Below are 25,540 nucleotides of genomic sequence, written 5' to 3'. Positions count from 1 at the left end.
AATCGTTGGAGTCCGTCTATCGACCCGATCGATTCGCCTTACAGGAGCCACCCGTGCCCGTTGCCCCCGATCCTTTACCCGCGTTTGCCGAGTTCAGTAATCCCGACCGGTTGGTCTCTACTGAATGGCTGTCGGCGAATATCGGTGCGCCGGGACTGAAGGTGGTCGAATCCGACGAGGACGTTCTGCTGTACGACATCGGGCACATCCCCGGTGCCGTCAAGATCGACTGGCACCTCGACCTCAACGATCGGGTCACCCGCGATTACATCGACGGCGAGGCCTTTGCCGACCTGATGAACCGCAAGGGCATCAGCCGCGACGACACCGTTGTCATCTACGGCGACAAGAGCAACTGGTGGGCGGCATACGCTCTGTGGGTGTTCACCCTGTTCGGACACGAGGACGTCCGTCTGCTCGACGGCGGCCGCGACGCGTGGATTGCGGAGAACCGCGACACCTCGTTCGACGTCCCGTTTGCCACGTCCACCGGTTACCCGGTGATCGCGCGTAACGACGCTCCCATCCGCGCCTTCAAGGACGACGTCCTGGCGCATCTCGGCGGCGGACCGCTGATCGACGTGCGGTCACCGCAGGAGTACACCGGCGAGCGCACCCACATGCCCGATTACCCAGAGGAAGGCGCGCTGCGCGGAGGTCACATCCCCAGCGCCCGGAGCATTCCGTGGGCCAAGGCCGCCGCCCCTGACAGCCGTTTCCGCACGCGCGCAGAACTCGACGAGATCTACGGTGACCTGTCGCGCGAAGACAAGATCGTTGCGTACTGCCGTATCGGTGAGCGCTCGAGCCACACGTGGTTTGTCCTCACACACCTCCTCGGGTACCCCGACGTCCGCAACTACGACGGTTCGTGGACCGAGTGGGGCAATGCCGTGCGCGTTCCGATCGCTGTCGGCGAAGAACCCGGAGACGTTCCCGCCGGAGCATCGGCATGAGCGAATTACCTGAGCCACTGGCGGAGATAGTCGACGATTTCGCAGCCGTCGGCACCTCCGACAAGCTCACTCTCCTTCTCGAGTTCAGTCGCGAGTTGCCGCCGCTACCCGCCGAGCTCGAACAAGACGCCATGGAACCAGTTCCGGAATGTCAGTCGCCGCTGTTCCTTTCGGTGGACGATGCCGATCGTGACAAGGTCCGGCTGTATTTCAGCGCGCCCGCAGAAGCCCCGACCACTCGTGGCTTTGCCTCCATCCTGGCGCAGGGCCTCGACGGTCAGAGCGCGGACGCGATTCTTGCGGTTCCCGACGATTTCTACTCGGCGCTCGGTCTCGCGGAAGCGGTCAGTCCCCTTCGTCTGCGCGGCATGTCCGCGATGCTCGCCCGTATCAAGCGTCGTTTGCGGGGCTGAGTACAAGAACATGGAATTCACCGAACTTGCCGACTACGCGATTCCCAGTGGATCGCTCGTCGAATGGCTTCCGTGCGCAACCGGTCAATGGACGCCTGATCCGCGCCCGGCGTCGTACATCCACGAGGCGCACCTGCAGCGCTCGTCCGCGGGCGCGGGCGGGCAGTCCTGGCTCGGAACGGCGTTCGAGATCCCCGGACCACTCGATCTCGAGGCTTTCCGAATTACCTTGCAGCAGTGGATCGATCGGCACGAAGTTCTTCGCTCGCACACGTCACTCGATACCGAGTCGGGTGAGATCATTCGGCACACGGTTCCCGTGAACGGAATCGACATCGGCGTTGTCGATCACGGATACAACTCGCCGAGCCAGGTCAATTTCGAGCACCTGCACCGCCTGTTCGACGAGTTTGCGTCACCGCACAGTTGGCCGTCGTACGTGTTCGCGACCCTCACACCTCGAACCGACGACGGCCCCTTCACAGTGTTCTTCGCGGCCGATCACTCGATCATCGACGGTTTTTCCATCGTCCTGATCGCACACGAGATCGCGTCGCTGTATCGCGAGAATCTGACGGGCCAGCCTGCCAACTTGTTCCCGGTCGGCAGCTACGTCGATTTCGGGGCACAGGAACGCCAGCAGATGGCCGATCAAGACGCCGAGGACGCCGCTCTCGACGTCTGGCGAGAGGCCATGGAAGACGGCGGACTCCCCCAGTTTCCACTGCCTATCGGCGATCGGGGTCCGGAGTCCCAGAACGGGCTGTCGACGTGGCTTCTCGACACCGATCAGTCGAAGGCGTTCAGCGCCAAGTGCGCCGCGAGCGGGGTCGGCTACTTCGCGGGACTGCTCGGCCGCCTTGCCGCCGTCGGACATGACGTCGCCGGGGTCGATCATTTCCGGGTCGTGACGCCGATCCACACTCGCACCGCTCAGGAATGGGCCGGCGCGCTCGGGTGGTTCGTCGGTTTGTGTCCACTGGACATCCCGATTGATTCCGACCGCTCCTTCGACACTCTCGCCGAGCGGGCTGCCACATCGATGTCCATGCGCAAACCGGCGGCAGCGATACCGTTCGATCGCATCGGAGAGAAACTCGGAACTCCGATCCGGCCTCGATTTGTGGTGTCCTACATGGATGTTCGATTTGTCCCGGAAGCAGCACAGTGGCCGGAATGGAAGGCACGCGCGCTGCGCAGCAAGGCATACACCCATGACGTCTACCTCTGGATCAATCGAACACCACAGGGTCTCAATCTGGCTGTGCGCTATCCCAACAACGACACCGCAAACTCGTCGGTGCACAAGTATGTGGCGGCGTTCCGTCGAGCGATCGAAGAAACGGTCGTCGGCAACGAAGAGAAGAACCCGACAAACGACGCTCCCGGCTACTCGTCGGTAGCTTTGCAAACCGTTTCGTGAGCACGGCCCAGGTAGACCGATCCGGTTACAACCTGCATCGAAGCGATGAATACACTCCGAAGCGATGCCAGTAAAACTCCGACGGTGACTGCTCCGTCAGTGCACCGAGGAGACAGATAATGCGAACTACAGGAGGCTCAGTGCCCAGTCATGCCAGCGCGCACATTACGAAGGTGCTTGTCGCAAACCGCGGTGAGATCGCGGTGCGGGTCATTCGGGCAGCCAAGGACGCCGGCTACGGCAGCGTCGCTGTCTACGCCGAACCCGATGCCGACGCACAGTTCGTGAAGCTCGCAGACGAGGCGTTTGCCCTCGGTGGACAGACCTCCGCCGAGTCCTACCTCGTATTCGACAAGATTCTCGACGCAGCCCGTAAGTCCGGCGCCGACGCCATTCACCCGGGCTACGGCTTCCTCTCCGAGAACGCCGACTTCGCCCAGGCCGTCATCGACGCGAACCTGATCTGGATCGGTCCATCACCGCAGTCCATCCGCGACCTCGGCGACAAGGTCACCGCTCGTCACATCGCCGAGCGCGCCAAGGCTCCGATGGCAGCCGGCACCAAGGACCCCGTCAAGGGTGCCGACGAGGTCGTCGCGTTCGCCAAGGAATTCGGTGTACCGGTTGCCATCAAGGCAGCATTCGGCGGCGGTGGACGCGGCATGAAGGTCGCCCAGACCATCGAGGAAATCCCCGAGCTGTTCGAATCCGCTACCCGTGAGGCCATCGCCGCCTTCGGTCGCGGCGAGTGCTTCGTCGAGCAGTACCTCGACAAGGCGCGCCACGTCGAAGCTCAGGTCATCGCCGACCAGCACGGCAACGTTGTTGTTGCCGGTACCCGCGACTGCTCGCTGCAGCGTCGTTTCCAGAAGCTCGTCGAAGAGGCTCCGGCCCCCTTCCTGACGGACGACCAGCGCGCACGCATCCACGCGTCCGCCAAGGCGATCTGCAAGGAAGCCGGCTACTACGGCGCCGGAACGGTCGAGTACCTCGTTCAGGGCGACACCATCTCCTTCCTCGAGGTCAACACCCGCCTGCAGGTCGAGCATCCTGTCACGGAAGAGACCGCAGGCATCGACCTGGTGCGTCAGCAGTTCCTCATCGCCAACGGTGAAGAGCTCTCCATCAAGGAAGATCCCACCCCGCGTGGACACTCCTTCGAGTTCCGCATCAACGGCGAAGACGCCGGCCGCGGCTTCATGCCCGCCCCCGGCCCCGTTTCCGTCTACCGTGAGCCCTCGGGCCCCGGCGTCCGCGTCGATTCCGGTGTTGTTGCCGGCGACGTCATCGGCGGCCAGTTCGACTCCATGCTCGCCAAGCTCATCGTCACCGGCGCCAACCGCGAAGAAGCCCTCCAGCGTGCTTCTCGCGCTCTGGCCGAGTTCGAGATCGACGGCCTCGCGACCGTCCTCCCGTTCCACCGCCACATCGTCGAGAACCCGGCATTCGTCGGCAACGGCGAGAAGTTCGACATTTACACCAAGTGGATCGAAACCGACTGGGAAAACACCATCGAGCCGTACGCCGGTTCCGGTGCACCGGTCGACGACGAGGACGAGGCTCTGCCGCGTCAGAACGTTGTCGTCGAGGTCGGTGGACGTCGTGTCGAGGTTTCCCTCCCGGGTCAGTTCTCGCTCGGCAACGGCGGCGGCGCAGCATCCGGTGCCATCCGCAAGAAGCCGAAGGCACGCAAGCGCGGCGGCGCGGGCGGCGGCGCAGCATCCGGTGACGCCGTCACCGCTCCGATGCAGGGCACCGTCGTCAAGGTTGCCGTCACCGAGGGCCAGGAAGTTGCCGAAGGCGACCTCATCGCTGTCCTCGAGGCCATGAAGATGGAAAACCCTGTCAACGCGCACAAGGCCGGCATCGTCACCGGACTGTCCGTCGAGGCAGGCGCAGCCATCACTCAGGGCACGGTTCTGGCAGAACTTAAGTAAGGGGCCTCCGGCCCGTGTGCGCCTTTCCGGTAGTTCCCACTACCGGAAAGGCGCACAGTCGTTTGAGTAGGCTGTCACTCATGGCTGATGTTCCCGACATTCGTATCGGCACTGCTGAACGTGAGCAGGCATTGACGGCGCTGACCGAGCATTTTGCAGCCGGTCGCCTCACTGTCTCGGAGTTCGACGAGCGCAGTGGAATCGTCACGGCTGCAACAACTCGCAGTGAACTCGCTCCGGTTTTCAAGGATCTTCCCGATCCCGTTCCATCTCCCGCCACCACATCAGCTTCGGTTCCAGCGCGGAAGTTCGACCCCGACTGGTCCGGTCGCATCATGGCGGTCATCCCGATTCTTGCCCTCATCCTCTTCTTCGTCACCGGTACGTGGCTGTGGTTTCTTGCCATTCCACTGGCCGGCGCGCTGCTGTTCGGGACGGACAAAGAACGCAAGAAGAAACGTCGCGACGACAGGAATTCCTGAATTCATGGACCCGATAGAGATCAATGCGGGCGCGTGGTACCTGCGTGCGTTGCGCGCGGACGAACGCGTCGACGACCGACCGGCGCTTGCCGACGGAGGGATCAGCGACCCCGGTTACGTAGATCTCCGGACATCTCAGTGGGCCGAGAACACCGTCTACTCGTGGGCTGTGTGCCAACCGAATACCGGTGAACTTCTGGCGGAGGTTCTGCTGACGCCCCGCGGCGCCACTGCCGAACTCACCGGTTGGGCAAGATCCGGCCACGACGATGCTCTTGCTACCGCAACAGACGCGGTTTCGCGTTTTGCCGAGGGCGCCCTCGAACTCACGGTGACGCGCGGATGACGTACAACCGGTACTGGCCACTCGCCATCGCTGTGGTGATCGCACTGATCATGCTGTTCTCCCCCGGATCCACCGTTCCGTCCGGGCCGGAGAACAGCGACAAGGTCACCCACACATTGATGTTCGTGGTTCTGGCGATGACGTCGTTGCACGCCAGAATCCCCTGGTGGCTCACGGCGCTGTGGCTGATCGCCTTTGCCGCGGTGTCCGAAGTCCTGCAGGGAGTCCTGCCGATTTCCCGTTCCGGTTCGGTGTGGGACGCGGCCGCCGATCTGGTCGGTATCGCGATCGGCATCGGGATCGTCGCCGCCGCCGGATACCGGCGACGGGCCCGCGCCGTCTAACCCGCGTTCAGCCGATCAGGTTGCCGCGCAACCGAGTCTGAGTGTCCTGGTCGATCTTGAGCCCGTCGGTGAAATACGCCTCGATGGAACCGTGCACCGATTCCAGTTCGGCAAGCGATGCCTCCAGGTACTCGGGCCGTACCCCCAGAACGCCTTCGAGCAGCGTCGGATCCCCTCCCGTGGCGGCAAATTTCTCGAAGAGCGGCGCGAACAGCGGTAGCAGGACCGTGTTCGTCAGCAGGTAGTCCTCGAACACCGCGTCCTTCGACGCACCGAGGAAGAGCAACAGCGCCGCCGCGGCCCATCCCGTCCGGTCTTTACCCGTCGTGCAGTGAATGAGTGCCGGCGCGCTGGATGGCTCTGCCAGGTCGAGGAACAACTGGCGGTACGACGCCACCGCGCTGGGCAGGGTCACAAAATCGCGGTAGCTGCCTTGGAAGTACTCGAGCGCCTGCCCGCTTCCCAGCAACTCTGACGCGGCCCGGGGATCGGCGATCATTTGTTGCATCTGGGCCGGGATAGCTCGATACTGCTTGTCCGCCAATACGTCCAGTCCGAGTTCCCGGATTCCGGCCGGGGTCCGGTCCGGTGCTGTTTCGCGCTCGGAGGCGGTTCGCAGGTCGTAGATCGTGGTGACGGCCAAGTCGGCCAGCGTCTGCTCGCCTTCTTTGCTGAGCGACGCTAGATCGGTGGAGCGGTACACCGCGCCGGTTCGCACCGAACCGCCGAATCGGGACTCCGGTCCCCCGATATCGCGCAGGTTCGCCAGCGAAGGAACAACGGAAGACAGCTTCGGATTGTCAGTCATACCTAAGAACATAGGCGATGACACCCTCACGACTTATGACACTCGCGACAATTGCGACGTACGATCGCCCGTAATTGCTGCGCTACATTTCCGAAACATGTTCGGATAATGCTGTGGACATGCCTACAACGAATTCCAGCGGTCTCGATGCGTTCAACGCACTCGCAGACCAATCGGTGCGCAAGGCTCTGCTCGACTGTTGCCACTCCGACGCCTGGGCGAACTCGCTCGCGGCGGCACGGCCCTTCGCGAGCGTCGACGCTCTGCTGGACAGCGCGGATTCCGTGCTGCGCGACCTACCCGAATCCGAGATCGACAAAGCCCTCGCGGGGCACCCGCGTATCGGTGAGCGCACCGAGAACGCGTCGTCGAGTCGCGAACAGGCTGCGGTATCCACGGCCGGCGCCGACGTCCTCGAGCAGTTGCGCATCAAGAACGCCGAGTACGAGGACAAGTTCTCGCACGTCTACCTCGCCTGTGCAAGCGGTCGCTCCGCCACCGAACTCCTCGACATCCTCCAGAAGCGACTGGAAAACGATCCGGAGTCCGAACGCCGCGTGCTACGAATCGAGTTGGCCGCTATCAATCGCATCAGACTCACCCGTCTGATCGACTCGTTGTCCGGAGATGATGCATGAGCAAGGTACTGAGTACACACGTCCTCGATGCGACAACCGGCAACCCGGCCGAAGGTGTCCACGTCCAGCTCTGCGGGCCGGACGGTTCGCCGATTTCTCAGGCCCACACCGATTCCGACGGCCGGGTCGCCGAACTTGCCCCAGACGGCCTGACTTCCGGAACCTACCGCCTGATCTTCGACACCGGAACATATTTCGAGTCGATCGGTACGGAAACCTTCTACCCGGAAGTGACAGTGACCTTCCGGATAGACGACACGAGCCGTGGCTATCACGTACCGCTGTTGCTGTCCCCCTTTGCCTATTCCACCTATCGCGGGAGCTGAGAACCACTGTGAACACCATCAACACCACCACCGCACCGCTCACCGGGACCATCGAACTCACCGGGCACCAATACGGCAAGGCCGAGAATCGTGTTGTCCGGATCTACCGCGACACGCCGCGCCACGAGATTCACGATGTCAACGTTTCCACTTGTCTGCGAGGCGATTTCGCCGATGCCTACCTCACCGGCGATCAGTCGAAGGTTCTTCCCACCGATACTCAGAAGCAGACCGCGTATGCCTACGCCAAGGAAAAGGGCCTGATCTCGATCGAGTCGTACGGCCTCGAACTCGCATCGCATTTTGTCGACGACATCGAACCGGTGACGGGCGCACGGATCGAGATCGAGGAGTACGCCTGGGAGCGCGCGGTGGTCGACGGCGCCGAGCACGATCACACCTGGATTCGCAAGGGTCAGGAAGTGCGAACCGCGTCGATCACGCACGACGACACCGGAACCTGGGTGATCGGCGGCCTGAAGGACCTGGTTCTGCTCAAGTCCACCGGCAGTGAGTTCTCCGGGTTCCTCCAGGATCCGTACACCGTCCTCGAACCGACGCAGGACCGCGTCATGGCCACCACTCTGGTGGCGCAGTGGCGATTCACCACCACAGACGTCGACTGGGAATCGGTGTACGTGGCCATCAAGGCACAGATCGTGAAGCAATTCGCGACGGTGCACTCACTTGCGTTGCAGCAGACCTTGTTCCAGATCGGCAAGGCGATCCTCGAGGACTTCCCGATCATCGCGGAGGTGCGGCTGTCCGCGCCTAACAAGCACCATTTCGACTACGCGCTCGGCCGTTTCGGTATCGAGAACGACAACGAGGTGTTCCATGCCGCGGATCGCCCGTACGGCCTGATCCAGGCCGCCGTCAGCCGCTCGGACGCACCGGACGCCGGCCCATCGTGGACAACCTACGCCGGATGGCTTTCGTGACCGACTTCGTCATCAGGGGTGCCCACGTCGTCACGATGGACGGCGCCCGTACCGAATTCACCGACGGGTACGTGGCAGTTACCGGGAATATGATCACGGCCGTCGGCCAAGGGCCGGCTCCGGAGTTTCCCGGGGCACGCACCGTCGACGCCCCCGGTTGCCTCGTGACGCCGGGTCTGGTGAACACGCACCATCACCTGTACCAGTGGATCACTCGCGGCCTGGCTGCCGATTCGACGCTGTTCCAGTGGCTGACCACGCTGTACCCGATCTGGGCGGGGATCGACGCCGACGCAGTGCATACGGCCGCAACCGGTGGCCTCGCCGCGCTGGCGAAGACGGGATGCACCACCACCACCGATCATCACTACGTGGTCCCACGCGATGCCGGTGACGTGTTCGAAGCGGAGATCACCGCGGCAGCCCAGGTCGGCCTGCGATTCCATCCGACGCGGGGGTCGATGGACCTCGGGCAGAGTTCCGGCGGACTGCCGCCTGATCACGTCGTGGAGAAACTGGACGACATCCTCACCGGCACCGCGTCGGTCATCGACCGGTGGCACGACCCCAGCCCCGATTCGATGCTGCGGATCGCGGTGGCACCCTGCTCCCCGTTCTCGGTCACCGAGGCGTTACTCCGCGAGTCCGCGGTTCTGGCCCGGGATTCCGGCGTCCGAATGCACACCCATTTGGCGGAGACGCTGGACGAGCAGGACTTCTGCGCAGAGCTGTTCGGCTGCACGCCGATGGAGTACATGGAGCGAGTCGGCTGGGTTGGCCCGGACGTATGGTTCGCGCACGCCGTCCACCTCGACGATTCCGCGATCGAGACGATGGCGCGCACGGGAACCGCTGCGGCACACTGCCCTACGTCCAATGCGCGACTCGGCGCCGGGATCGCGCGCACCCGCGATTTGCTGGACGCCGGTGTCACCATCGGGCTCGGAGTCGACGGCGCGGCCAGCAACGAGGCGTGCAGTTTGGTCGAGGAGTCGCGCCACGCCCTCCTGTTCGCCCGCGCTCGCGGCGGCCCCCAGGCTTTGACGGTTCGCACCGCCCTGGAACTCGGGACCATCGGGGGTGCGAGGGTTCTCGGCCGTGAGCACGAGATCGGCTCCCTCGAAGTGGGAAAACTGGCCGACCTCGCGGTGTGGGATCTGAACACGCTCGCGCACACCGGCATCACCGACCCGGTCGCGGCGTTGGTGCTCGGCTCGACACCACCGTTGAAACTTCTGATGGTGAACGGTGCGGTTGTGGTCGCCGACGATCGGGTAACCACGATCGACGAGGACGTCGTCGCATCGGACGTTGCTCGCGCTCACCTCGACCTGGTGCGAAAGGCCGGGTGAGCCGACAGTGGATCTGCACACGGTCGATCAGGTTCTGGTGCCGGCCACTCGGACCGATCTGCCCGGTCCCTCGACCGGTGTCGGATTCATCGGAGGCGGCACTTGGCTGTATTCCGAACCTCAACCTCACCTGAGCACGCTTGTCGATCTGGCCGGCTTCGGCTGGGAGCCGCTCACAGTCACCGAACATGGCCTCGAGATTGCCGCGACCTGCACCATCGAGGAACTGTGCCGCTCCGAACTTGTGGCACAGTTCCGGGCTCAGCAGTTGTTTCGGGACTGCGCGGACGCGCTGCTTGCGTCGTGGAAAGTGTTGCGCCACGCCACCGTCGGCGGGAACATCGCTCTGTCGTTTCCCGCCGGTGCCATGACCACTATGGCCGTCACTCTCGACGGTGAATTGACCGTGTGGCGTCCGGGCAGCGGCGAATACCGTGTGGCCGTGAAAGATTTTGTGACCGGAAACGGCACGAACGCGCTGGGCGTCGGCGACATCATTCGGTGCATCACTCTCCCCACTCGGTCGCTGCTCGCCCGCACCGCATTACGCAAACTCGCTCAGACCTCACTCGGACGGTCTGCCGTTGTCGTAGCGGGCCGAAAAGACGTCGCTGGTTTCACACTCAGCGTCACGGCGGCAACGCGGCGGCCCCACGTGCTGCGATTCGACGCCCACCCGAGCGCGTCCGAGTTGGCCGACGCCCTTCGCGTGATCCCAGCCGACTGTTATTTCACGGACGTCCACGGCAGCGCACCCTGGCGTGAGTCGATGACAGCACTACTGGCCGAAGAGGTCAGGGAGGAACTCACATGAAGTACTCCGTCGACGGGGTTGCCCGCGACGACGAACCACGTCCGGGACAGTGCTTGCGGACGTTCCTGCGCGAGCACGGGGTCATGTCCGTCAAGAAGGGGTGCGACGCCGGAGATTGTGGCGCGTGTTCGGTACTGCTGGACGGCACGCCCACGCATTCGTGCATCTTCCCGGCGCACCGCATCGACGGGCACGAGATTGTGACCGCAACCGGTCTCGGCACTGAAGACGATCTGCACCCGGTGCAGCAGGCGTTTGTCGACGCCGGCGGATTTCAATGCGGATTCTGCACCGCAGGCATGGTGGTGACGGCGTCGGCGCTGACACCCGCCCAGAAGGAGAACCTGCCGGCGTCGATGAAGGGAAACCTGTGCCGCTGCACGGGGTATCGCTCGATCCGCGACGCTCTGGCGGGCGCGAAGAACGTCGAGGACGCGGATCGCTCTGTAGCTCAGGGCCGTTCCATTGCGGCCCCGGCTTCGAGTCGAATCGTCACCGGAACGGAACCCTTCACTCTGGATCTGGCCGAGGGCGACGTCCCTTCGGGCTTGGTGCATGCAGCGGTTCTCGGCAGCCCGCACCCCCACGCGTATGTCAAGGAGATCAACACTGCCGCAGCACAGTCCGCGCCCGGTGTCGTTGCCGTTCTGACCTATCTCGACAGCCCGGATGTTCTCTTCTCCACAGCGCGCCATCAGAACCGCACCGACGATCCGGACGACACCCGCATCTTCGACCGCACCGTACGTTTCGTCGGTCAGCGAGTTGCCGCTGTCATTGCAGAGACACCGCGGGACGCACAGCGCGCGCTCGCGCTGATCGAGGTCGACTACGAGGTTCGCGCAGCTGTCTTCGATCCGGAGCCCGCTCGCGCGCCCGGCGCGCCGCTTCTGCACGCGGACAAGGATATGTCCGCGCGTATCGCCGAGCCCACGCGCAATATCGTCGCCGCACTCCACGACGGAGTGGGCGACGTCGAGAAAGCCCTGAGTGCATCCGCTGCCGTTGTCGAAGGCACGTGGCAGACCGCTCGGGTTCAGCACGTTGCCATGGAGACGCACGCCGCGGTGGGATGGCTGGACTCCGGTGGCCGGCTTGTCATTCGCAGCAGCACGCAGGTGCCGTTCCTGGTTCGGGACGAGTTGGCACACATCTTCGATCTCACCCGCGAGGAAGTCCGCGTGTTCACCGCGCGAGTGGGTGGCGGTTTCGGCGGCAAGCAGGAAATGCTGACCGAGGATCTTGTTGCCCTTGCCGTCCGGAAGACCGGCCGACCGGTGCAGTACGAGTTCAGTCGCAGCGATCAGTTCACGATGGCCCCGTCGCGGCATCCGATGCGGGTGTCGGTCCGGTTGGGCGCTGACGAGCATGGCCACCTGAATGCGCTGGCGATCGACGTCCTCTCCGACGCCGGCGCATACGGCAACCATTCGGTCGGAGTGATGTTCCACGGCTGCGCGGAATCTATTGCCGTCTACCGTTGCCCGAACAAACGCGTCGACGCCGAGGCCGTGTACACGAACAATGTGCCGTCTGGTGCGTTCCGCGGCTACGGCCTGGGGCAGATCATCTTTGCCGTCGAATCCGCGATGGATCAACTTGCTCGGAAACTCGGCGTCGACCCGTTCGAGTTCCGTCGACGCAACGTAGTGGTTCCGGGAGACGACTTCGTGGACTGGCACGTCGAGGACGGCGACCTCGAGTTCGGCAGTTACGGTCTCGATCAGTGTCTGGACCTGGTCGAGCGCGCGCTGTCGAGCGGACGAGGGCAGACGCCGCCAGACGGACCCCGGTGGAAAACGGGGCAGGGCATGGCCGTTGCGATGATCGCCACGATCCCGCCGCGCGGACACTTCGCCGACACCACGGTCACCCTCGAGGCCGACGGGCGCTATGTGGTCCGGATCGGTACCGCCGAATTCGGTAACGGGACAACAACAGTTCATCATCAGATTGCCGCCACCGAATTGCGAACCACCGTCGATCGCATCGTGATCGCTCAATCCGACACCGATATCGGTGGACACGACACCGGCGCCTTCGGTTCGGCCGGCACCGTTGTGGCGGGCAAGGCTCTCCAGATCGCGTGCGAACGCCTCCGTGATCGGATACTCGCACGAGCACAATCACTGTGCGTCGGTCCGGTCGAACTCACGACGGACGGTGTTACCACCACAACCGGCTCTGTCGGTTTCCCTGCACTCCTCGACGGCGGACCGCTCTCGGCCGACGGCCACCATGACGGCTCGCCGCGGTCGGTGGCGTTCAACGTCCACGGCTTTCGCGTCGCGGTGGATACAGCAACGGGCCGGGTCGTCATTCTGCAGTCGGTCCAGGCTGTCGACGCCGGCACGGTACTGAACCCCGCACAATTGCGTGGGCAGGTGGAAGGTGGTGTGGGACAGGCACTCGGCGCAGCGATGTTCGAGGAGATCGTCATCGAGGACGGGCATGTGGTGAATCCGCAATTGCGCAACTATCACGTTCCGCAGTTGGCGGATCTCCCGATCACGGAGGTTCTTTTTGCCGATACCTACGACAAGTTGGGACCATTCGGCGCCAAGTCCATGAGCGAAGCGCCGTTCAATCCCGTTGCCCCGGCACTGGCCAACGCTATCTTCGACGCGGTGGGTGTTCGGTGCCGCGCCACTCCGATGACACCGGATCGGATCTGGGCCGAGCTCACGCGGTAAGTGTGTGCAGTACCCGCTCGACGGCGTCCACCGCTGCGTCCAACTCACCGGTTGTCACGGTCAGCGGTGGACGGAACCGAATTCCGCGCTGCCCGCTCGGCAGAATGAGGACATGCTCGTCGTCGCGAAGCGCGGTCACCACCCGGTCGCGTAACTCGGTGGCGCTCAGGGTGATCGCGCACATGAGGCCACGTCCGCGGGGTTCGGTGACCTCGTCGAACCTTTCGCTTGTCGCGGTCAGTCGCTGAAGTAGGTGCGCGCCGGTGAATCGAACCCGGTCGATCAACCGGTCGCGTTCGATGACCTCGAGAATGCGCCGGGCACGCACCATGTCGGTGAGATTGCCGCCCCACGTCGAGTTGATCCGCGAGCTGATGTGAAAAACGTTGTCGTGCACCTCGTCGACACGGCCGCCTGCCATGATGCCGCAGACCTGAGTCTTCTTCCCGAAGGCCACGACATCCGGTGCCAACCCCAATTGTTGGTAGGCCCAAGGCGTTCCGGTTGATCCGCACCCGGTCTGCACTTCGTCGAGAACGAACAATGCGTCGTTCTCGCGGCACAATTCCTGCATCGCCTGGAGAAACTGGGGCCGGAAATGGTGGTCACCACCCTCACCCTGGATCGGTTCGGCGATGAAACAGGCGATGTCGTGCGGATTCTCGTGAAATGCCTGCCGGGCCTGTGCCAAGGTTTCCTGCTCGACAGCCTCGATGTCGCGGCCGTCCGCGACATAGGGCGAGGTGATCCGAGGCCAGTCGAACTTGGGAAACCGGGCAACCTTTTCCGGATCGGTGTTGGTGAGCGACATCGTATAGCCACTGCGCCCGTGGAAAGCCTCGGTCAGGTGCAAGACCTTGGTCCCGAGATCCGGTGAGCGCCCCTCACTTTCGTTCCGTCGGCTCTTCCAGTCGAACGCCACCTTCAGCGCATTCTCCACAGCAAGGGCGCCGCCGTCCACAAAGAACAGATGCGGTAACGCCGGATCGCCAAGTACCCGAACGAAGGCGTCGACAAATCGTGCCATCGGCACGCTGTAGATGTCGGAATTACTCGGCTTGTTTGCTGCGACCATTGCCAATTCGCGCGAGAACGCCTCGTCGTCGGCAATGTCCGGATGGTTCATTCCGAGCGCCGACGACCCGAAGAACCCGAACATGTCCAGATAGTCGACACGGGTGCGGAGATCTTGTAGATACACACCGTGCGAGCGTTCGAGATCGAGAACCAGATCGAATCCGTCCGTGAGGATACTGGCAGACAGGACCTCGAACACCGGGAAATCCGCACTGCCGTCGAAGCCTTGCGTCGCGGTACTCATACGCAAAGATTAAGTCAAAATTATTGCCATGTCGATGATTAGATGGAAAAATTACTGCAGATCGGTCATTCGTCGTAAAATGTTTGAAGAATGACCGTGCTACGGGTGCTCACATTGGCCGCCGTTCGGATCTCCTGCAGCAACGCCTCCAACGCCCGGGGCGAGGCGACTCGAACAAGAAGTACGTAGCTTTCGGCCCCGGCTACCGAGTGACAGGACACCACTTGGGGCAAGTGCCGGAGCCTGGCCGGCGCATCGTCGGGTTGAGAAGGATCCAGAGGGGAGATCGCGACAAATGCCGACAGATTCTGACCCACAGCTTCCGGATCGATCTTGGCCGCGTACCCCCGGATCACGTTGCGCGATTCAAGCCGACGCACCCGCGACTGCACCGCCGAGATCGATAACCCCGCCTTGTCGGCAAGACTCGCCAAAGTGGCACGCCCGTCCACAACGAGCTCTCGAATCAACAACTTGTCCGTGTCGTCGACCGGAGGAATTCCGCCGTCATTCTGTTCGTCACCCACCCGCGAAGGTTAACGTAACCGGACATACACATGCTTGAAAAGTGGCAGTTACGTTCTCGGTTTGCCGCCGAACTGTCGCGGATGTACGGGAACGAGGTTCCAGCGTACAACACGCTGGTTGACGTGACACTGCAGGTCAATCGGGATTACACGGCCACCCGTCCGGGCTCGGAACGCTGGGGAACCCTGGGCCGGATCAGTGCGGAAAGGCACGGTGCGATCCGGCTGGGCACTCTCGGCGAACTGCGCGACGTCGCGACGATCTTCGGCGCCCTCGGGATGTCGGCGGTCGGGTTCTACGATCTGCGGCTCACCGATCCCCCTGTTCCCGTGGTCTCTACCGCATTCCGTCCTACCGATCCGGGGGAACTCGCGCTGAACCCATTCCGCGTCTTCACTTCGGTTCTCACTACCGGAGACAAGCGCTTCTTCACGGCCGATCTTCAGCGCAGAATCGCCGCATATCTGGGTACGCGATCTCTCTTCTCCCCCGGCCTGCTTCGCCTGGCCGCGACGGCGCAGCGCGACAACGGGTTGCCGGAGCCGCAGGCGACACACTTCGTCGACGCCGCCACCCGCGCCTTCCGCCTCGGAACCGGGCCGATCGACGCGCCCTGGTATCGCGAACTTGCGCACATCTCCCCGGTGGCCGCGGACATCGCAGGCCAAAGGTCGACCCACCTCAACCATCTCACCCCGCGGGTACTCGACATCGACGATCTGTACCGCCGCATGACCGAACGCGGCATCACCATGATCGACCGGATTCAGGGTCCACCGCGATGGGGTGGTCCACCACTCCTGCTGCGGCAGACCTCGTTTCGGGCGTTGGCCGAGAACCGCCCGTTCCGCGAGCCGGATGGTTCGGTGCACGATGTCCCCGTCCGCGTGCGCTTCGGTGAAGTCGAGGCCCGCGGCATAGCGCTGACTCGCACGGGCCGCGAGATCTACGACGCTCTGATCTCCTCCCCGGACACGGCGGTATGGGAAGACGCGTTTCCATCCACGGAGGACGGCCTTGCCGACGCCGACCTGGCGTATTTCACCTACCGACGTGACGGTTCGAGGATAATTCGCGAGCCCATCGTCTACGAAGACTTCCTGCCGGCGTCCGCCGCTGGGATCTTTGCGTCGAACCTCGATTCGCCCGGTGGATTCGTTTCCGATGCGGACAGCGCCGATTACGGGCAGGATCGACTCGAGGGTGCCATCGGACACCCCATCCTCGACCCTTTCGAGTTGTACCGCACGCAGCAGGACGCCTCCCGCGAAAGGACTCACCCGTGAACCTTCCCGATCCTTCCGCTCTCGCCGAGCGCGCCCACTCCGCGCTTGCTCGCTGCGGAGCCGAGTGGCCCACCGGCAACCTGACGGCTCGCACACCGATTACCGGAACCGAAATTCGCAGTCTGGAACAACATTCCGCTGACGATGTCAACGGCGCGGTTGCCGCAGCACACGACGCGTTCGGTGACTGGCGCACGGTTCCTGCGCCGATCCGCGGCGCCGTCGTGCGGCAACTCGGCCGACTCCTGAGCGAGCACAAAACGGATCTCGCGGAACTGGTCACGCTCGAGGCCGGCAAGATCTCGTCGGAAGCACTCGGCGAGGTCCAGGAAATGATCGACATCTGCGAATTCGCGGTTGGTCTCTCGCGCCAACTCTACGGGCGGACCATGCCTTCGGAACGGCCAGGACACAGACTGATGGAGACGTGGCATCCGATCGGTGTTGTCGGTGTCATCTCGGCCTTCAACTTCCCGGTCGCGGTGTGGTCGTGGAACACCGCGATCGCTCTGGTGTGCGGAGACACGGTGGTCTGGAAGCCGTCCGAGACCACACCTCTGACCGCGCTGGCCTGCCATACCCTCCTTCGCCGGGCCCTCGCCGATTGCGACGCCCCTCGAGGCGTTCATCAACTGGTGATCGGTGGACGCGACGTGGGTGCGGCACTGGTGGACAATCCGCAGGTCGCGCTGGTGAGTGCCACCGGGTCGGTTCGCATGGGACGCGAGGTTGCGCCGCGAGTGGCGGCGAGGTTCGGACGAAGCCTCCTCGAACTGGGCGGAAACAACGGCGCCGTTGTCACCCCGTCCGCGGATCTTGATCTTGCGGTCCGCGGAATTGTCTTCTCAGCGGCCGGAACTGCGGGCCAGCGGTGTACATCACTGCGCCGGTTGATCGTTCACGAATCGATAGCCGACGAGCTGGTCGCAAGAATCTCTGCCGCCTACGCACAACTACAGGTAGGCAACCCGTTCGACGACGGCGTCCTGGTCGGTCCGCTGATCAACGACGCCGCACTCGAGGCGATGCAGTCCGCGCTCACCGCCGCGCAGTCGAGCGGCGGCACCGTCGTCTGCGGCGGTGAGCGGGTCGGCGACACCGGTTGCTACGTGCGCCCGGCGCTGGTCCGGATGCCGAAACAAAGCGAGATCATGCACACCGAGACCTTTGCACCCATCCTCTACGTTGTCACCTACAACGAGTTCGACGATGCCATCGCACTCCACAATGCTGTGCCGCAGGGTCTTTCATCCTCGATCTTCACACTCGATCAGCGGGAAGCCGAACGGTTTCTCGCAGCCGACGGTTCCGACTGCGGTATTGCCAACGTCAACATCGGCACGTCGGGCGCAGAGATCGGCGGCGCGTTCGGCGGCGAGAAGGACACCGGCGGCGGACGCGAATCGGGTTCCGATGCGTGGAAGGCGTACATGCGCCGCGCAACCAACACGATCAACTACTCGGACCAACTACCGCTGGCTCAAGGCGTCGAGTTCGGCTGAGGGCATCTGCGGCAAATTCGGCGATCGCGGTGACCAATTCGGTGCGCGCGGACAATTGCGGAGCGTGATCGGTCTCGAGACTCACCACGTTGGCCCCAGGCACTCGCTGCTGCATTCCTCGCTGCGTCTCGATCGGAACTGTACGGTCCAAGGTGCATTCGACGTATAGGCGCGGAACCGTACCGAATCGCTCGGGGGTGATTGTCGGTGCCATCAGTCGTGCAGTTTCCTGTTGTGGCACAAGTTGGCGTGCCGCAGCGATCGCGTCGGCTACCGGAGCCTCGTGGAAGAACACCGCTGCACCGGCTTCGGGTGGGACCACACTCGAAAACCCGTCATCCGAGCTGACCACCCATCGCGAGATCCCGACGGGCGCCGGTAATTCCACTTCGTTGCACAGCATTCCGAAGTCCATACCCGACGGCAGCATCATCCCGGCGACATACACGATTCCCGCGACCGCAGCGGGAACTCGCTCGGCAACCTGCGACACCACGATGCCACCACCCGAGTGGCCTACCAGCACAGCCGGACCGTCCAGCGAATCGAGCACCGCTACAACGTGATCGGTCACGGCACTTAGGTCTACGACAGTGTCCCGATCGAGGACGCCGGCCCCGGGAAGGTCAACGACTACCGGGTTGAACCCCGCCGCTCGCAGTGGTTCCAGCATCGAATCCCAGACCCAGCCTCCGGCCCAGGCACCGTGGACCAGAACAAGATTCCTGGCAGTCACGACGTTGCCTCCAGCTGCGCTGCGACGCGAACCCGCTCGGCTTCGCGCCCGGCCGCGGCGTTGGACTTGCCCTGCCGCGATCCGGCCAGCTTGGCTTTGATGTGATCCCGGACGGAGACAGGTTCGTACGCCAGTCCGGACTCGTCGAAGAAACTCGGCAGCGTTTCGATCACGGCATCGACGTTTCCGTCGTGGAAAAACGCGGCGGAACGACGACGCTTGATCGTGCCGTTCACCACGGGAGGTGCCACGCGGTGCAGCGTCGACATCCAGCGGTCGTTGGTCAACTGGGCCGTCAGATCGCCCAGATTGACCAGTAGCGCATCGTCTTCAGGCCACACGTCGTGCCACCGTTGGTCACTTCCGAGTACCTGGAGCCCCTCGACCTGATCGGCCCACAGGACGGTGACCAGCCCGAAGTCGGTGTGTTCGCCCATCCCCTTGAGCTCGCCGTCCAGCGTCACGGTTCCCTCGGGCAACGCGTAGTTGTTCATTCTCAGCACGTCGATCGAGTGATCGGTGATCGAGTCGAAGAACCCCGGCGTCAGCCCCAGCGCATCGTCGAAGATAGTGGTCAGCGTGCGAGCTACCCGTGCTGCGTGTGTGTAGTACGACTCGATCCTGGCCCGGAATTTCTCGACGTCCGGCCACACGTTGATACCGTAATCCGCTTCGGAGAGATCAAGATCGGTGAACGACCGAGCTTCGATGCCGATGTTGAACGCCTCGAAAAAATCGTTCATCCGGGTCGCGGATTCCACGCCGAGACTCAGGCTCAGCGATTCACTCTTGGGTGGGCTGTACCCGCGGTTGGCTCCGGCAACGCGGTACTCGTTCTTCGCCTCCATCGGCAGTGCAAAGAAATCGTCCATCGCGCCGGCGAGACCTCCCGCCACTTCCGCAGGAATTCCATGACCTCGGATCTGGATGAATCCCACTCTGCTGCAGGCATCGTCGATCTCGGCGGCAACTCTGGCCTGCTCCTGCGGCGAACCGCCGAGAACGTACGGGGAGATGTCGATGACGGGGACTTCGAAGGACTCAGGCGGTAACTGTGACATGGGCGTCTCCTGTCGGTGTGACTGGGGATTGTGCGACTGCAGGTGATTCGGGAAGGCTCTCGCGCGAACTGCGGGCGAGTTCGCCGAGTCGGGTGTGGTTGAACAGCAGGTTGAGTGTGAAGGCCGACGCCGCGGCCAGGGTGATTCCGCTGCCGAGCAGGATCTGCGCAGACGACGGGAACCGCTCGAACATTCCTTCCGCGAACTCCGGAAGGAGACCGATTCCGACGGATACCGCGGCAATGGTCGTATTGATCGGATCGCTGAGATCGACCTTGCGGAGTGTGTTGATGCCGACGACGGCAACCGTGGAGAACAGGATGATGCCGACGCCGCCCACCACCGGATCAGGCAGTGCTGCAACAACTTCACCCATTCGTGGAATCAGTCCGAGAACGATGAGGATGGCGCCACTGGTAGCGGTGACGTATCGGCTGTACACGCGGGTGGTCGCGACGGCGCCGACATTCTGCGAGAACACGGTGTCGACAAAGGCGTTGAAGATGCCGCCGAGTACTCCGGACATACCGTCGGCCACCAGGCCACGCGCCAAATCAGCCTTCTTCAAGGGCTTTCCGGTGATCTCACTGACTGCCAACATGCTGGCGGTCGATTCTGCGAACACGACTGCCATCACGATGCTCATGGCCACCACTGCGGTGACCGGGAACTCGGGTGCTCCGAAATGGAAGGGCATGGGAATGCCGACCCACGCGGAACCGGATACACCACCGAGGTCGATCAAGCCCATCGGAATGGCGATCACGGTACCGATGACCAGCGCGATCAGGACTCCCAGCTGAGTCCACATTCCGCGCCCGAGGCAGATGAAACCGACTGCGATCGCAACGACAGCTGCGGCCAGCGCGAGGTTCTTGGGATCTGCGAACGACGGTGCGGTGGGGTCGTTTCCGACGATCAGGCCACCGGCGACGCCGATCAACGAGATACCGATCACGGTCAGGACCACTCCGGTGACAAGCGGCGGGAAGTAACGGACGATCTTGGCAAACGGCACTGCCAGCGCGATTCCGACCACACCACCGACCAGCATGGAGCCGTACACCGCCTGCAATCCGTATTCCTGGGCGATGAGAATCATCGGTGTCAGGCCGGCGAATGTGGCGCCGCAGACGATCGGAAGTCGTACGCCCGCAACCTTCCCCACGCCCAGGCTCTGAATGATGGTGATGATGCCGGCAACAAGCAGATCGGCGCTGATCAGCAGTGCAACGGTGCTACGGTCCAGGCCCACGGCCGCACCGAACACCAGCGGTACCGTGATGCAGCCTGTGTACATGATCAGGACGTGCTGAAGAGCAAAAGCTGACTGGCGGGCAAAGGGCAACCGCTCGTCGACTGGATGGATGGCCATGCGCCGATCTCCGTCCGTAGCTGGGAGTGTTTTGTGTACTTCCCTATTGAGCACGTCGATAATTTCTTGCTGTGGTCAATTTTGTTTCGCGCATGTAATGAAATTCTCCGCTCGGATGCGCCGCGTCGGCACTGCTATGTTCAGCACATGGACGACGACCAAGTGGCGATCGCAACGGCAATCGGTATCGCAGTGCGCCATGCGCGCAAGGAAGCCGGATTGACCATGCGTGAGGTTGCACTGAAATCCGGTCTCTCACAGCCGTTTCTGAGTCAGACCGAAAACGGTCGCGCAGTGCCGAGTGTGATGAATCTGCACAGACTCGCACAATCGCTTGGCACTACCGCTCATGCGCTACTCGCCCAAGGTGAGCGCACGCCGTCGAGTCTGGTGCGGGCGCACGAGGGCCGGAAGTTCGAACTCGCCCACGATTCCTCGATCCGGTTCTGTTCCACCGGGTCACACACCATGGAACCGAACGAAATCACGGCCGGGCCGCACAGCGAAGCCGGTGAACACACTGAACACGCCGGCGAGGAATTCATTCACGTTCTCGAGGGAACTGTCGATGTCGAAGTGGGCCTGGACGAACGGCATCGGCTGAATGTCGGGGACACATTGCTGTACGCGGCGACCATTCCCCACCGATGGTTCAACCGAACCGATCGAATTGCCCGGTTCCTGATCGTGAGTTCTCCCCCGTCCTTCTGACACACCGCATACCCTGAAGCGGTGACCATGTGGCCGGAACTTGCGCGCGAGATCGCCGATACCGTTCTGTTCCCCGTTGCCGACAGCGTTGACGCGGACGGTGAAATTCCGAGCAGTCATTTCGACGCCCTCGCCGCCGACGGGTTCTACGGCCTGGCCGCGCTCGGCGAGGAGGGACCTTCGACGGCCGAACTTGTCGAGGTTGTCGAAACACTGTGCGGCGGTTGCCTCGCGACTGCATTCACCTGGATGCAGCATCACGGCGTCGTCGGCGCCTTGGCATCGACCACCAACACTGCACTGACTGAGCAGTACTGGGACGGCCTCGTCAGCGGAGAACTGCAGGGCGGTGTCGCCTACGCCGGCGCCATCCCGCACCCTCCCCTACTGTGGGCACGCCGGGTCGATCACGGATACGTCCTCGACGGGATAGCCCCCTTTGTCACCGGCTGGGGAATCGTCGATGTTCTTCTCGTGTCGGCGCGGGACGAATTCGACAATTCCATCGTCCACTCGGTGGTCAAGGCTACCGACGCGCCTGGCCTGTCCGTCGAGGAACTCCCCCTTATCGCTGCTCGCGGAAGCAACACCGTCCGAATAGCTTTCGACGGTTTTGCCATCCCCGACGCCCATGTCACTGCAGTTGTCGACGATCAGCAATTCCAGAACACTCAACTGCCCGGCCTGTGGTTCAACGGAGCCATGGCGATGGGGGTCGCGCGGCGCGCAATGGCAGAGTTGGCGGATCTCGGAGTCGATACGGAACCGTTCCAAAGCCAAGCCGAACTGGCGCGTGAACACCTCGACAGCGCTGTGGCGGGCAACGCCGACATGTCTGCCGCCCGCGCCGTGGCCTCCGAACTCGCAGTCCGGGTTGCGGCGGCTTTCGTCACGGCTACCGGCTCGCGCTCGCTGGTGGGCAGCAACACGGCCGAGCGTCTGATGCGTGAAGCCACGTTCACACTGGTAGCCGCCACCCGCCCTGGAATCAAGACTGCTCTGGTCGAGCGACTGCGCGATTAGCCGAGTGCACTCCGCTGCCCTGGATTACGCTCGGTGCCATGAACAGTGTCATGAACAGTGTCACGAACAACGGTGCACCTGTACTCATTCCGGCCGGAACCAGCTTCACTCCCGACGATCTGACGTTCTATGCCGATCGTGAATCACGCACACTCGACGACGCGATCGCGGGCGCCGATCTTCTTGTGAGCTGCCCTCATTCGGGTTCAGCCATCCCGGAAGAGCTTGCCGAGTTTCTGGCACCCGAGTTCACGAGGCGCCTACAGTTCGATTTCACCGACATGTCGACCAGCGCGATCGTGCGTCGGTGGGCCGAGATCGATCCGCGCATCGTGTACGTCGAAAATCCTCATCCGCGCATGATCCGCGATCCAAACCGCGCCAAGCCCGAAAACCTGGAAGCTTCACTGCGCGAAGCATTTGCACGTGTTCACCAGGCCGGGGCGGGCAACAAGGTGGACCTCACGGGCGTAGACGCCGTCCGCCCGGTCACGTTCTCCTTCTACCCGTTGCTGCTGGAACCAACCGACGACGCCGGGTGGAAGCGTCTGGCCGACACGTTCACCGAGACAGCAGATCGCGGACTCGGCGTGTACGAGCGCACGCGTGATTCTCTGGTCGAGAAAATGGTGGAGAAGAGTTTCGAGGTGCGGCGATCGTTCACGACACTCTCGTTCCACGACACGATGAACCACACGACGCGACGCGACGGTGCGGTCAATGTACTTCGCCCCGAGGAGGATCGGCTGCCTGACGTCGTGGCACTGTCCAATCGCGGTGATCACGACGGCAATCGACGTGGCGACAATCCCGTGACGATGGACCCCGAACTCATTCGAACTCTCGCGGCAGCACATCGCAAGGGATTTCAGGTCGACGATCCGGGCGCTGTCGCCCTTAACCAGCCATATCTCGGCAGCTTCGAAATCATCACAGCGGGTGCGCGATTCGCCGAGCAGTCAGCACGCGCGGATGCTGCCGGCATCACACTCAGCGCCGTGCAGGCGGAGTTCAAACGCGAGTTCCTTCTCGGCGATGCCCTCGCCGCGCACATCATGGAACCCGGCGTCGACTGGCCGAGCTCTGATCCGGAGCGGGTGGACCAGCTCGCCCGCGCGTGCAAGGCGAGCTGGGACCACTACCGAGACAGCTAGCCGAGTAGCAGTCCGAATATCGCGCCGGCGGTAATCGTGGTCACGGCCAGGATTATCGTCGGCAGGAAGAACGAGTGGTCCACGAGCTTGGTACCGAGCTTCGTGCTGCCGGAGAGGTCGAAGTTCGCGGCCGCGATCTGCGAACCGTTTGTCGGCAACAGGTAGATACCGGCAAACGCTCCGGCCCACATACCGGTCAGCAGTCCGGGGGCGATACCGGCCGCAAGCCCGATCGGCACGATGGTTCTGGTGGCGGTCGACTGGCTGGTGGTGAGCACACACACCAGGAAGACGCCGAGCGCAAAGATCCACGGCGCGGCACTGACCAAGTCGCCGACGGTGCTGGTGATCAGCTCCAAGTGAGCGCTGATAAACGTATCGGTGAGCCACGCGAGACCGAACAGCGCAATCGCCGAGACCATACCGGCGCGGAACACCGTCGAGGTCGGAACGTCGGCCACATTGGGCTTGCACACGAGCAGGATGAGAGTGCCGACCAGGAACATCAGCATCTCGATGATCGGGGTCATTCCCAGCGGCGAGCCGTCGGCTGCCTCGGGTCGAATTCCCTTGAAGAGTCCGAAGATCACGATCGCCAGAACACCTGCGAGGAAGATCAGCGCTGCGTTGCGACCGGTCTTCGTCGAGACCAGTTCGGTGGTGGCCGCAGCGCCGGGGCCGGCTAGCTCTCCGGACTTCAGCTTTGCCTGTACGTCGGGATCGTCGGCCAGTTCCTTGCCGAGGCGATTCACAGCGAACGACGAGATGATGATGCCGATCACCGCTGCCGGGAAGGTGATCTTGATGATGTCGATGAGCTCGAAATCGTACGGCGACACATCGGTCAACGTCACCATCGCCGCCATGGCCGCCGATACCGGGCTACACGCCAGCGCAACACCGGTCGAGACGACGGACAGCGACAGCGGCCGTGACGGACGCACCCCGTTCTTGTACGACACGTCGTAAATCACGGGCAGCAGCGGATACAGAATGTTGGACGTTCCGGCGCCGACCGAGAAGAGGAACGACACCAACGGCGCAATCAACGTGATCTGTTTGGGCCTGGATTCGATCAGTTTTGCCGCGATGGTGACCATCCAGTCGATGCCACCAGCTGCCTGCATCATCGACGACGCAAGCACGACGGACAGCACGATCAGGAGGGCATCGACCGGCGGCGCTCCTACGTCCTCGCCGAACACGAACACAAGGACGGCGACGCCGGCACCGCCCCACAGACCGAGTGCAACACCACTCGATCGAGTGCCCATGACGATTGCCCCGAGCACCACTACGAGCTCGAGAGCAATAATTACAGCTTCCATCTGGCACTCGCCTTCTCGAAAAACAGCCAAACCGTCCTGATT

At 63.0% G+C, this 25,540-nt stretch carries 25 protein-coding genes; 18 read left to right on the top strand and 7 right to left on the bottom strand.

Going from position 1 to position 25,540, the window contains the following annotated elements; genetic code table 11:
• Positions 1-53 precede the first annotated feature (53 nt).
• From RG2_RS05685 to RG2_RS05655, 7 genes are all read left to right on the top strand, one after another.
• A complete protein-coding gene (locus tag RG2_RS05685) occupies positions 54-956 on the top strand; it encodes a sulfurtransferase (protein ID WP_033231227.1) in 903 nt (300 codons plus the stop codon).
• Complete coding sequence (locus tag RG2_RS05680) at positions 953-1,369, top strand: SufE family protein (protein WP_033231228.1); 417 nt, start codon at positions 953-955, stop codon at positions 1,367-1,369. The genes RG2_RS05685 and RG2_RS05680 overlap by 4 nt, the downstream gene beginning before the upstream one ends.
• A gap of 10 nt (positions 1,370-1,379) precedes the next feature.
• The gene (locus RG2_RS05675) at positions 1,380-2,792 is read left to right on the top strand and encodes a condensation domain-containing protein (protein ID WP_033231229.1); all 1,413 of its coding nucleotides are present in this window, start codon (positions 1,380-1,382) and stop codon (positions 2,790-2,792) included.
• 140 nt (positions 2,793-2,932) lie between these two features.
• Positions 2,933-4,729, top strand: coding sequence for an acetyl/propionyl/methylcrotonyl-CoA carboxylase subunit alpha (locus RG2_RS05670; protein ID WP_033231230.1), 1,797 nt, complete (start codon positions 2,933-2,935; stop codon positions 4,727-4,729).
• Positions 4,730-4,809: 80 nt separating this feature from the next.
• Positions 4,810-5,211, top strand: coding sequence for a DUF1707 SHOCT-like domain-containing protein (locus tag RG2_RS05665; RefSeq protein WP_033231231.1), 402 nt, complete (start codon positions 4,810-4,812; stop codon positions 5,209-5,211).
• Positions 5,212-5,215: 4 nt separating this feature from the next.
• Complete coding sequence (locus RG2_RS05660) at positions 5,216-5,557, top strand: hypothetical protein (RefSeq protein ID WP_033231232.1); 342 nt, start codon at positions 5,216-5,218, stop codon at positions 5,555-5,557.
• On the top strand, positions 5,554-5,901 hold the full coding sequence (locus RG2_RS05655; RefSeq protein ID WP_033231233.1) for a VanZ family protein: 348 nt from the start codon (positions 5,554-5,556) through the stop codon (positions 5,899-5,901). Before RG2_RS05660 ends, RG2_RS05655 begins: the two co-directional genes overlap by 4 nt.
• Before the next feature lie 7 nt (positions 5,902-5,908).
• Here the strand turns inward: RG2_RS05655 and RG2_RS05650 are convergent, their stop codons facing one another.
• The gene (locus RG2_RS05650; protein ID WP_033231234.1) at positions 5,909-6,709 is read right to left on the bottom strand and encodes a tyrosine-protein phosphatase; all 801 of its coding nucleotides are present in this window, start codon (positions 6,707-6,709) and stop codon (positions 5,909-5,911) included.
• A 119-nt stretch (positions 6,710-6,828) separates the two neighbouring features.
• Here RG2_RS05650 and uraD point away from each other — a divergent pair, with 119 nt between their 5' ends.
• From uraD to RG2_RS05620, 6 genes are read left to right on the top strand one after another with little or no spacing between them, the layout of a single operon-like run.
• Entirely contained in the window at positions 6,829-7,347 is a 519-nt protein-coding gene (uraD, locus tag RG2_RS05645; RefSeq protein WP_033231512.1) for a 2-oxo-4-hydroxy-4-carboxy-5-ureidoimidazoline decarboxylase, read from the top strand.
• A complete protein-coding gene (gene uraH, locus RG2_RS05640; RefSeq protein WP_033231235.1) occupies positions 7,344-7,673 on the top strand; it encodes a hydroxyisourate hydrolase in 330 nt (109 codons plus the stop codon). Before uraD ends, uraH begins: the two co-directional genes overlap by 4 nt.
• Before the next feature lie 17 nt (positions 7,674-7,690).
• Positions 7,691-8,614 (top strand): factor-independent urate hydroxylase, encoded by a 924-nt coding sequence (gene pucL / locus RG2_RS05635; protein ID WP_033231513.1) that lies wholly within the window; start codon positions 7,691-7,693, stop codon positions 8,612-8,614.
• Positions 8,602-9,966 carry an 8-oxoguanine deaminase gene (locus RG2_RS05630; protein WP_033231236.1) on the top strand — a complete coding sequence of 455 codons (1,365 nt, stop codon included), beginning with the start codon at positions 8,602-8,604 and terminating at the stop codon, positions 9,964-9,966. The genes pucL and RG2_RS05630 overlap by 13 nt, the downstream gene beginning before the upstream one ends.
• Before the next feature lie 7 nt (positions 9,967-9,973).
• Positions 9,974-10,780, top strand: a complete 807-nt coding sequence (locus RG2_RS05625; protein WP_033231237.1) for an FAD binding domain-containing protein — start codon at positions 9,974-9,976, stop codon at positions 10,778-10,780.
• Positions 10,777-13,473 carry a molybdopterin-dependent oxidoreductase gene (locus tag RG2_RS05620; RefSeq protein ID WP_033231238.1) on the top strand — a complete coding sequence of 899 codons (2,697 nt, stop codon included), beginning with the start codon at positions 10,777-10,779 and terminating at the stop codon, positions 13,471-13,473. Before RG2_RS05625 ends, RG2_RS05620 begins: the two co-directional genes overlap by 4 nt.
• Here the strand turns inward: RG2_RS05620 and lat are convergent.
• Positions 13,463-14,794 carry an L-lysine 6-transaminase gene (gene lat, locus RG2_RS05615; RefSeq protein WP_033231239.1) on the bottom strand — a complete coding sequence of 444 codons (1,332 nt, stop codon included), beginning with the start codon at positions 14,792-14,794 and terminating at the stop codon, positions 13,463-13,465. The two genes, RG2_RS05620 and lat, sit on opposite strands and share 11 nt — an antisense overlap.
• Positions 14,795-14,859: 65 nt before the next feature.
• A complete protein-coding gene (locus tag RG2_RS05610; protein ID WP_045070647.1) occupies positions 14,860-15,321 on the bottom strand; it encodes an Lrp/AsnC family transcriptional regulator in 462 nt (153 codons plus the stop codon).
• A gap of 30 nt (positions 15,322-15,351) precedes the next feature.
• Here RG2_RS05610 and hglS point away from each other — a divergent pair, with 30 nt between their 5' ends.
• Positions 15,352-16,608: a 2-oxoadipate dioxygenase/decarboxylase gene (hglS, locus tag RG2_RS05605; protein ID WP_033231240.1), complete on the top strand. Its 1,257-nt coding sequence runs from the start codon at positions 15,352-15,354 to the stop codon at positions 16,606-16,608.
• Positions 16,605-18,110 carry an L-piperidine-6-carboxylate dehydrogenase gene (amaB, locus tag RG2_RS05600; RefSeq protein ID WP_033231241.1) on the top strand — a complete coding sequence of 502 codons (1,506 nt, stop codon included), beginning with the start codon at positions 16,605-16,607 and terminating at the stop codon, positions 18,108-18,110. Before hglS ends, amaB begins: the two co-directional genes overlap by 4 nt.
• On the opposite strand, the gene RG2_RS05595 is transcribed toward amaB, so the two are convergent.
• The 3 genes from RG2_RS05595 to RG2_RS05585 are packed head-to-tail and all read right to left on the bottom strand — an operon-like array spanning position 18,061 to position 21,282.
• Entirely contained in the window at positions 18,061-18,846 is a 786-nt protein-coding gene (locus tag RG2_RS05595; protein WP_033231242.1) for an alpha/beta fold hydrolase, read from the bottom strand. The genes amaB and RG2_RS05595 overlap by 50 nt on opposite strands.
• The gene (locus tag RG2_RS05590) at positions 18,843-19,907 is read right to left on the bottom strand and encodes an isopenicillin N synthase family dioxygenase (RefSeq protein ID WP_033231243.1); all 1,065 of its coding nucleotides are present in this window, start codon (positions 19,905-19,907) and stop codon (positions 18,843-18,845) included. The genes RG2_RS05595 and RG2_RS05590 overlap by 4 nt, the downstream gene beginning before the upstream one ends.
• The gene (locus RG2_RS05585) at positions 19,888-21,282 is read right to left on the bottom strand and encodes a uracil-xanthine permease family protein (RefSeq protein WP_033231244.1); all 1,395 of its coding nucleotides are present in this window, start codon (positions 21,280-21,282) and stop codon (positions 19,888-19,890) included. The genes RG2_RS05590 and RG2_RS05585 overlap by 20 nt, the downstream gene beginning before the upstream one ends.
• 147 nt (positions 21,283-21,429) lie before the next feature.
• Here RG2_RS05585 and RG2_RS05580 point away from each other — a divergent pair, with 147 nt between their 5' ends.
• The 3 genes from RG2_RS05580 to RG2_RS05570 are packed head-to-tail and all read left to right on the top strand — an operon-like array spanning position 21,430 to position 24,170.
• Positions 21,430-21,993 carry a helix-turn-helix domain-containing protein gene (locus tag RG2_RS05580; protein WP_033231245.1) on the top strand — a complete coding sequence of 188 codons (564 nt, stop codon included), beginning with the start codon at positions 21,430-21,432 and terminating at the stop codon, positions 21,991-21,993.
• A gap of 21 nt (positions 21,994-22,014) precedes the next feature.
• On the top strand, positions 22,015-23,016 hold the full coding sequence (locus RG2_RS05575; protein WP_080711571.1) for an acyl-CoA dehydrogenase family protein: 1,002 nt from the start codon (positions 22,015-22,017) through the stop codon (positions 23,014-23,016).
• A 38-nt stretch (positions 23,017-23,054) separates the two neighbouring features.
• Entirely contained in the window at positions 23,055-24,170 is a 1,116-nt protein-coding gene (locus RG2_RS05570; protein WP_230589969.1) for an N-formylglutamate amidohydrolase, read from the top strand.
• Here RG2_RS05570 and RG2_RS05565 read toward each other — a convergent pair.
• Entirely contained in the window at positions 24,167-25,498 is a 1,332-nt protein-coding gene (locus RG2_RS05565; RefSeq protein WP_033231516.1) for an anaerobic C4-dicarboxylate transporter family protein, read from the bottom strand. The two genes, RG2_RS05570 and RG2_RS05565, sit on opposite strands and share 4 nt — an antisense overlap.
• Positions 25,499-25,540 lie beyond the last annotated feature (42 nt).

The sequence above is a fragment of the Rhodococcus globerulus NBRC 14531 genome, from assembly GCF_001894805.1.
Taxonomy (GTDB): domain Bacteria; phylum Actinomycetota; class Actinomycetes; order Mycobacteriales; family Mycobacteriaceae; genus Rhodococcus_F; species Rhodococcus_F globerula.
This window is presented reverse-complemented; position numbering and strand designations above follow the sequence as displayed.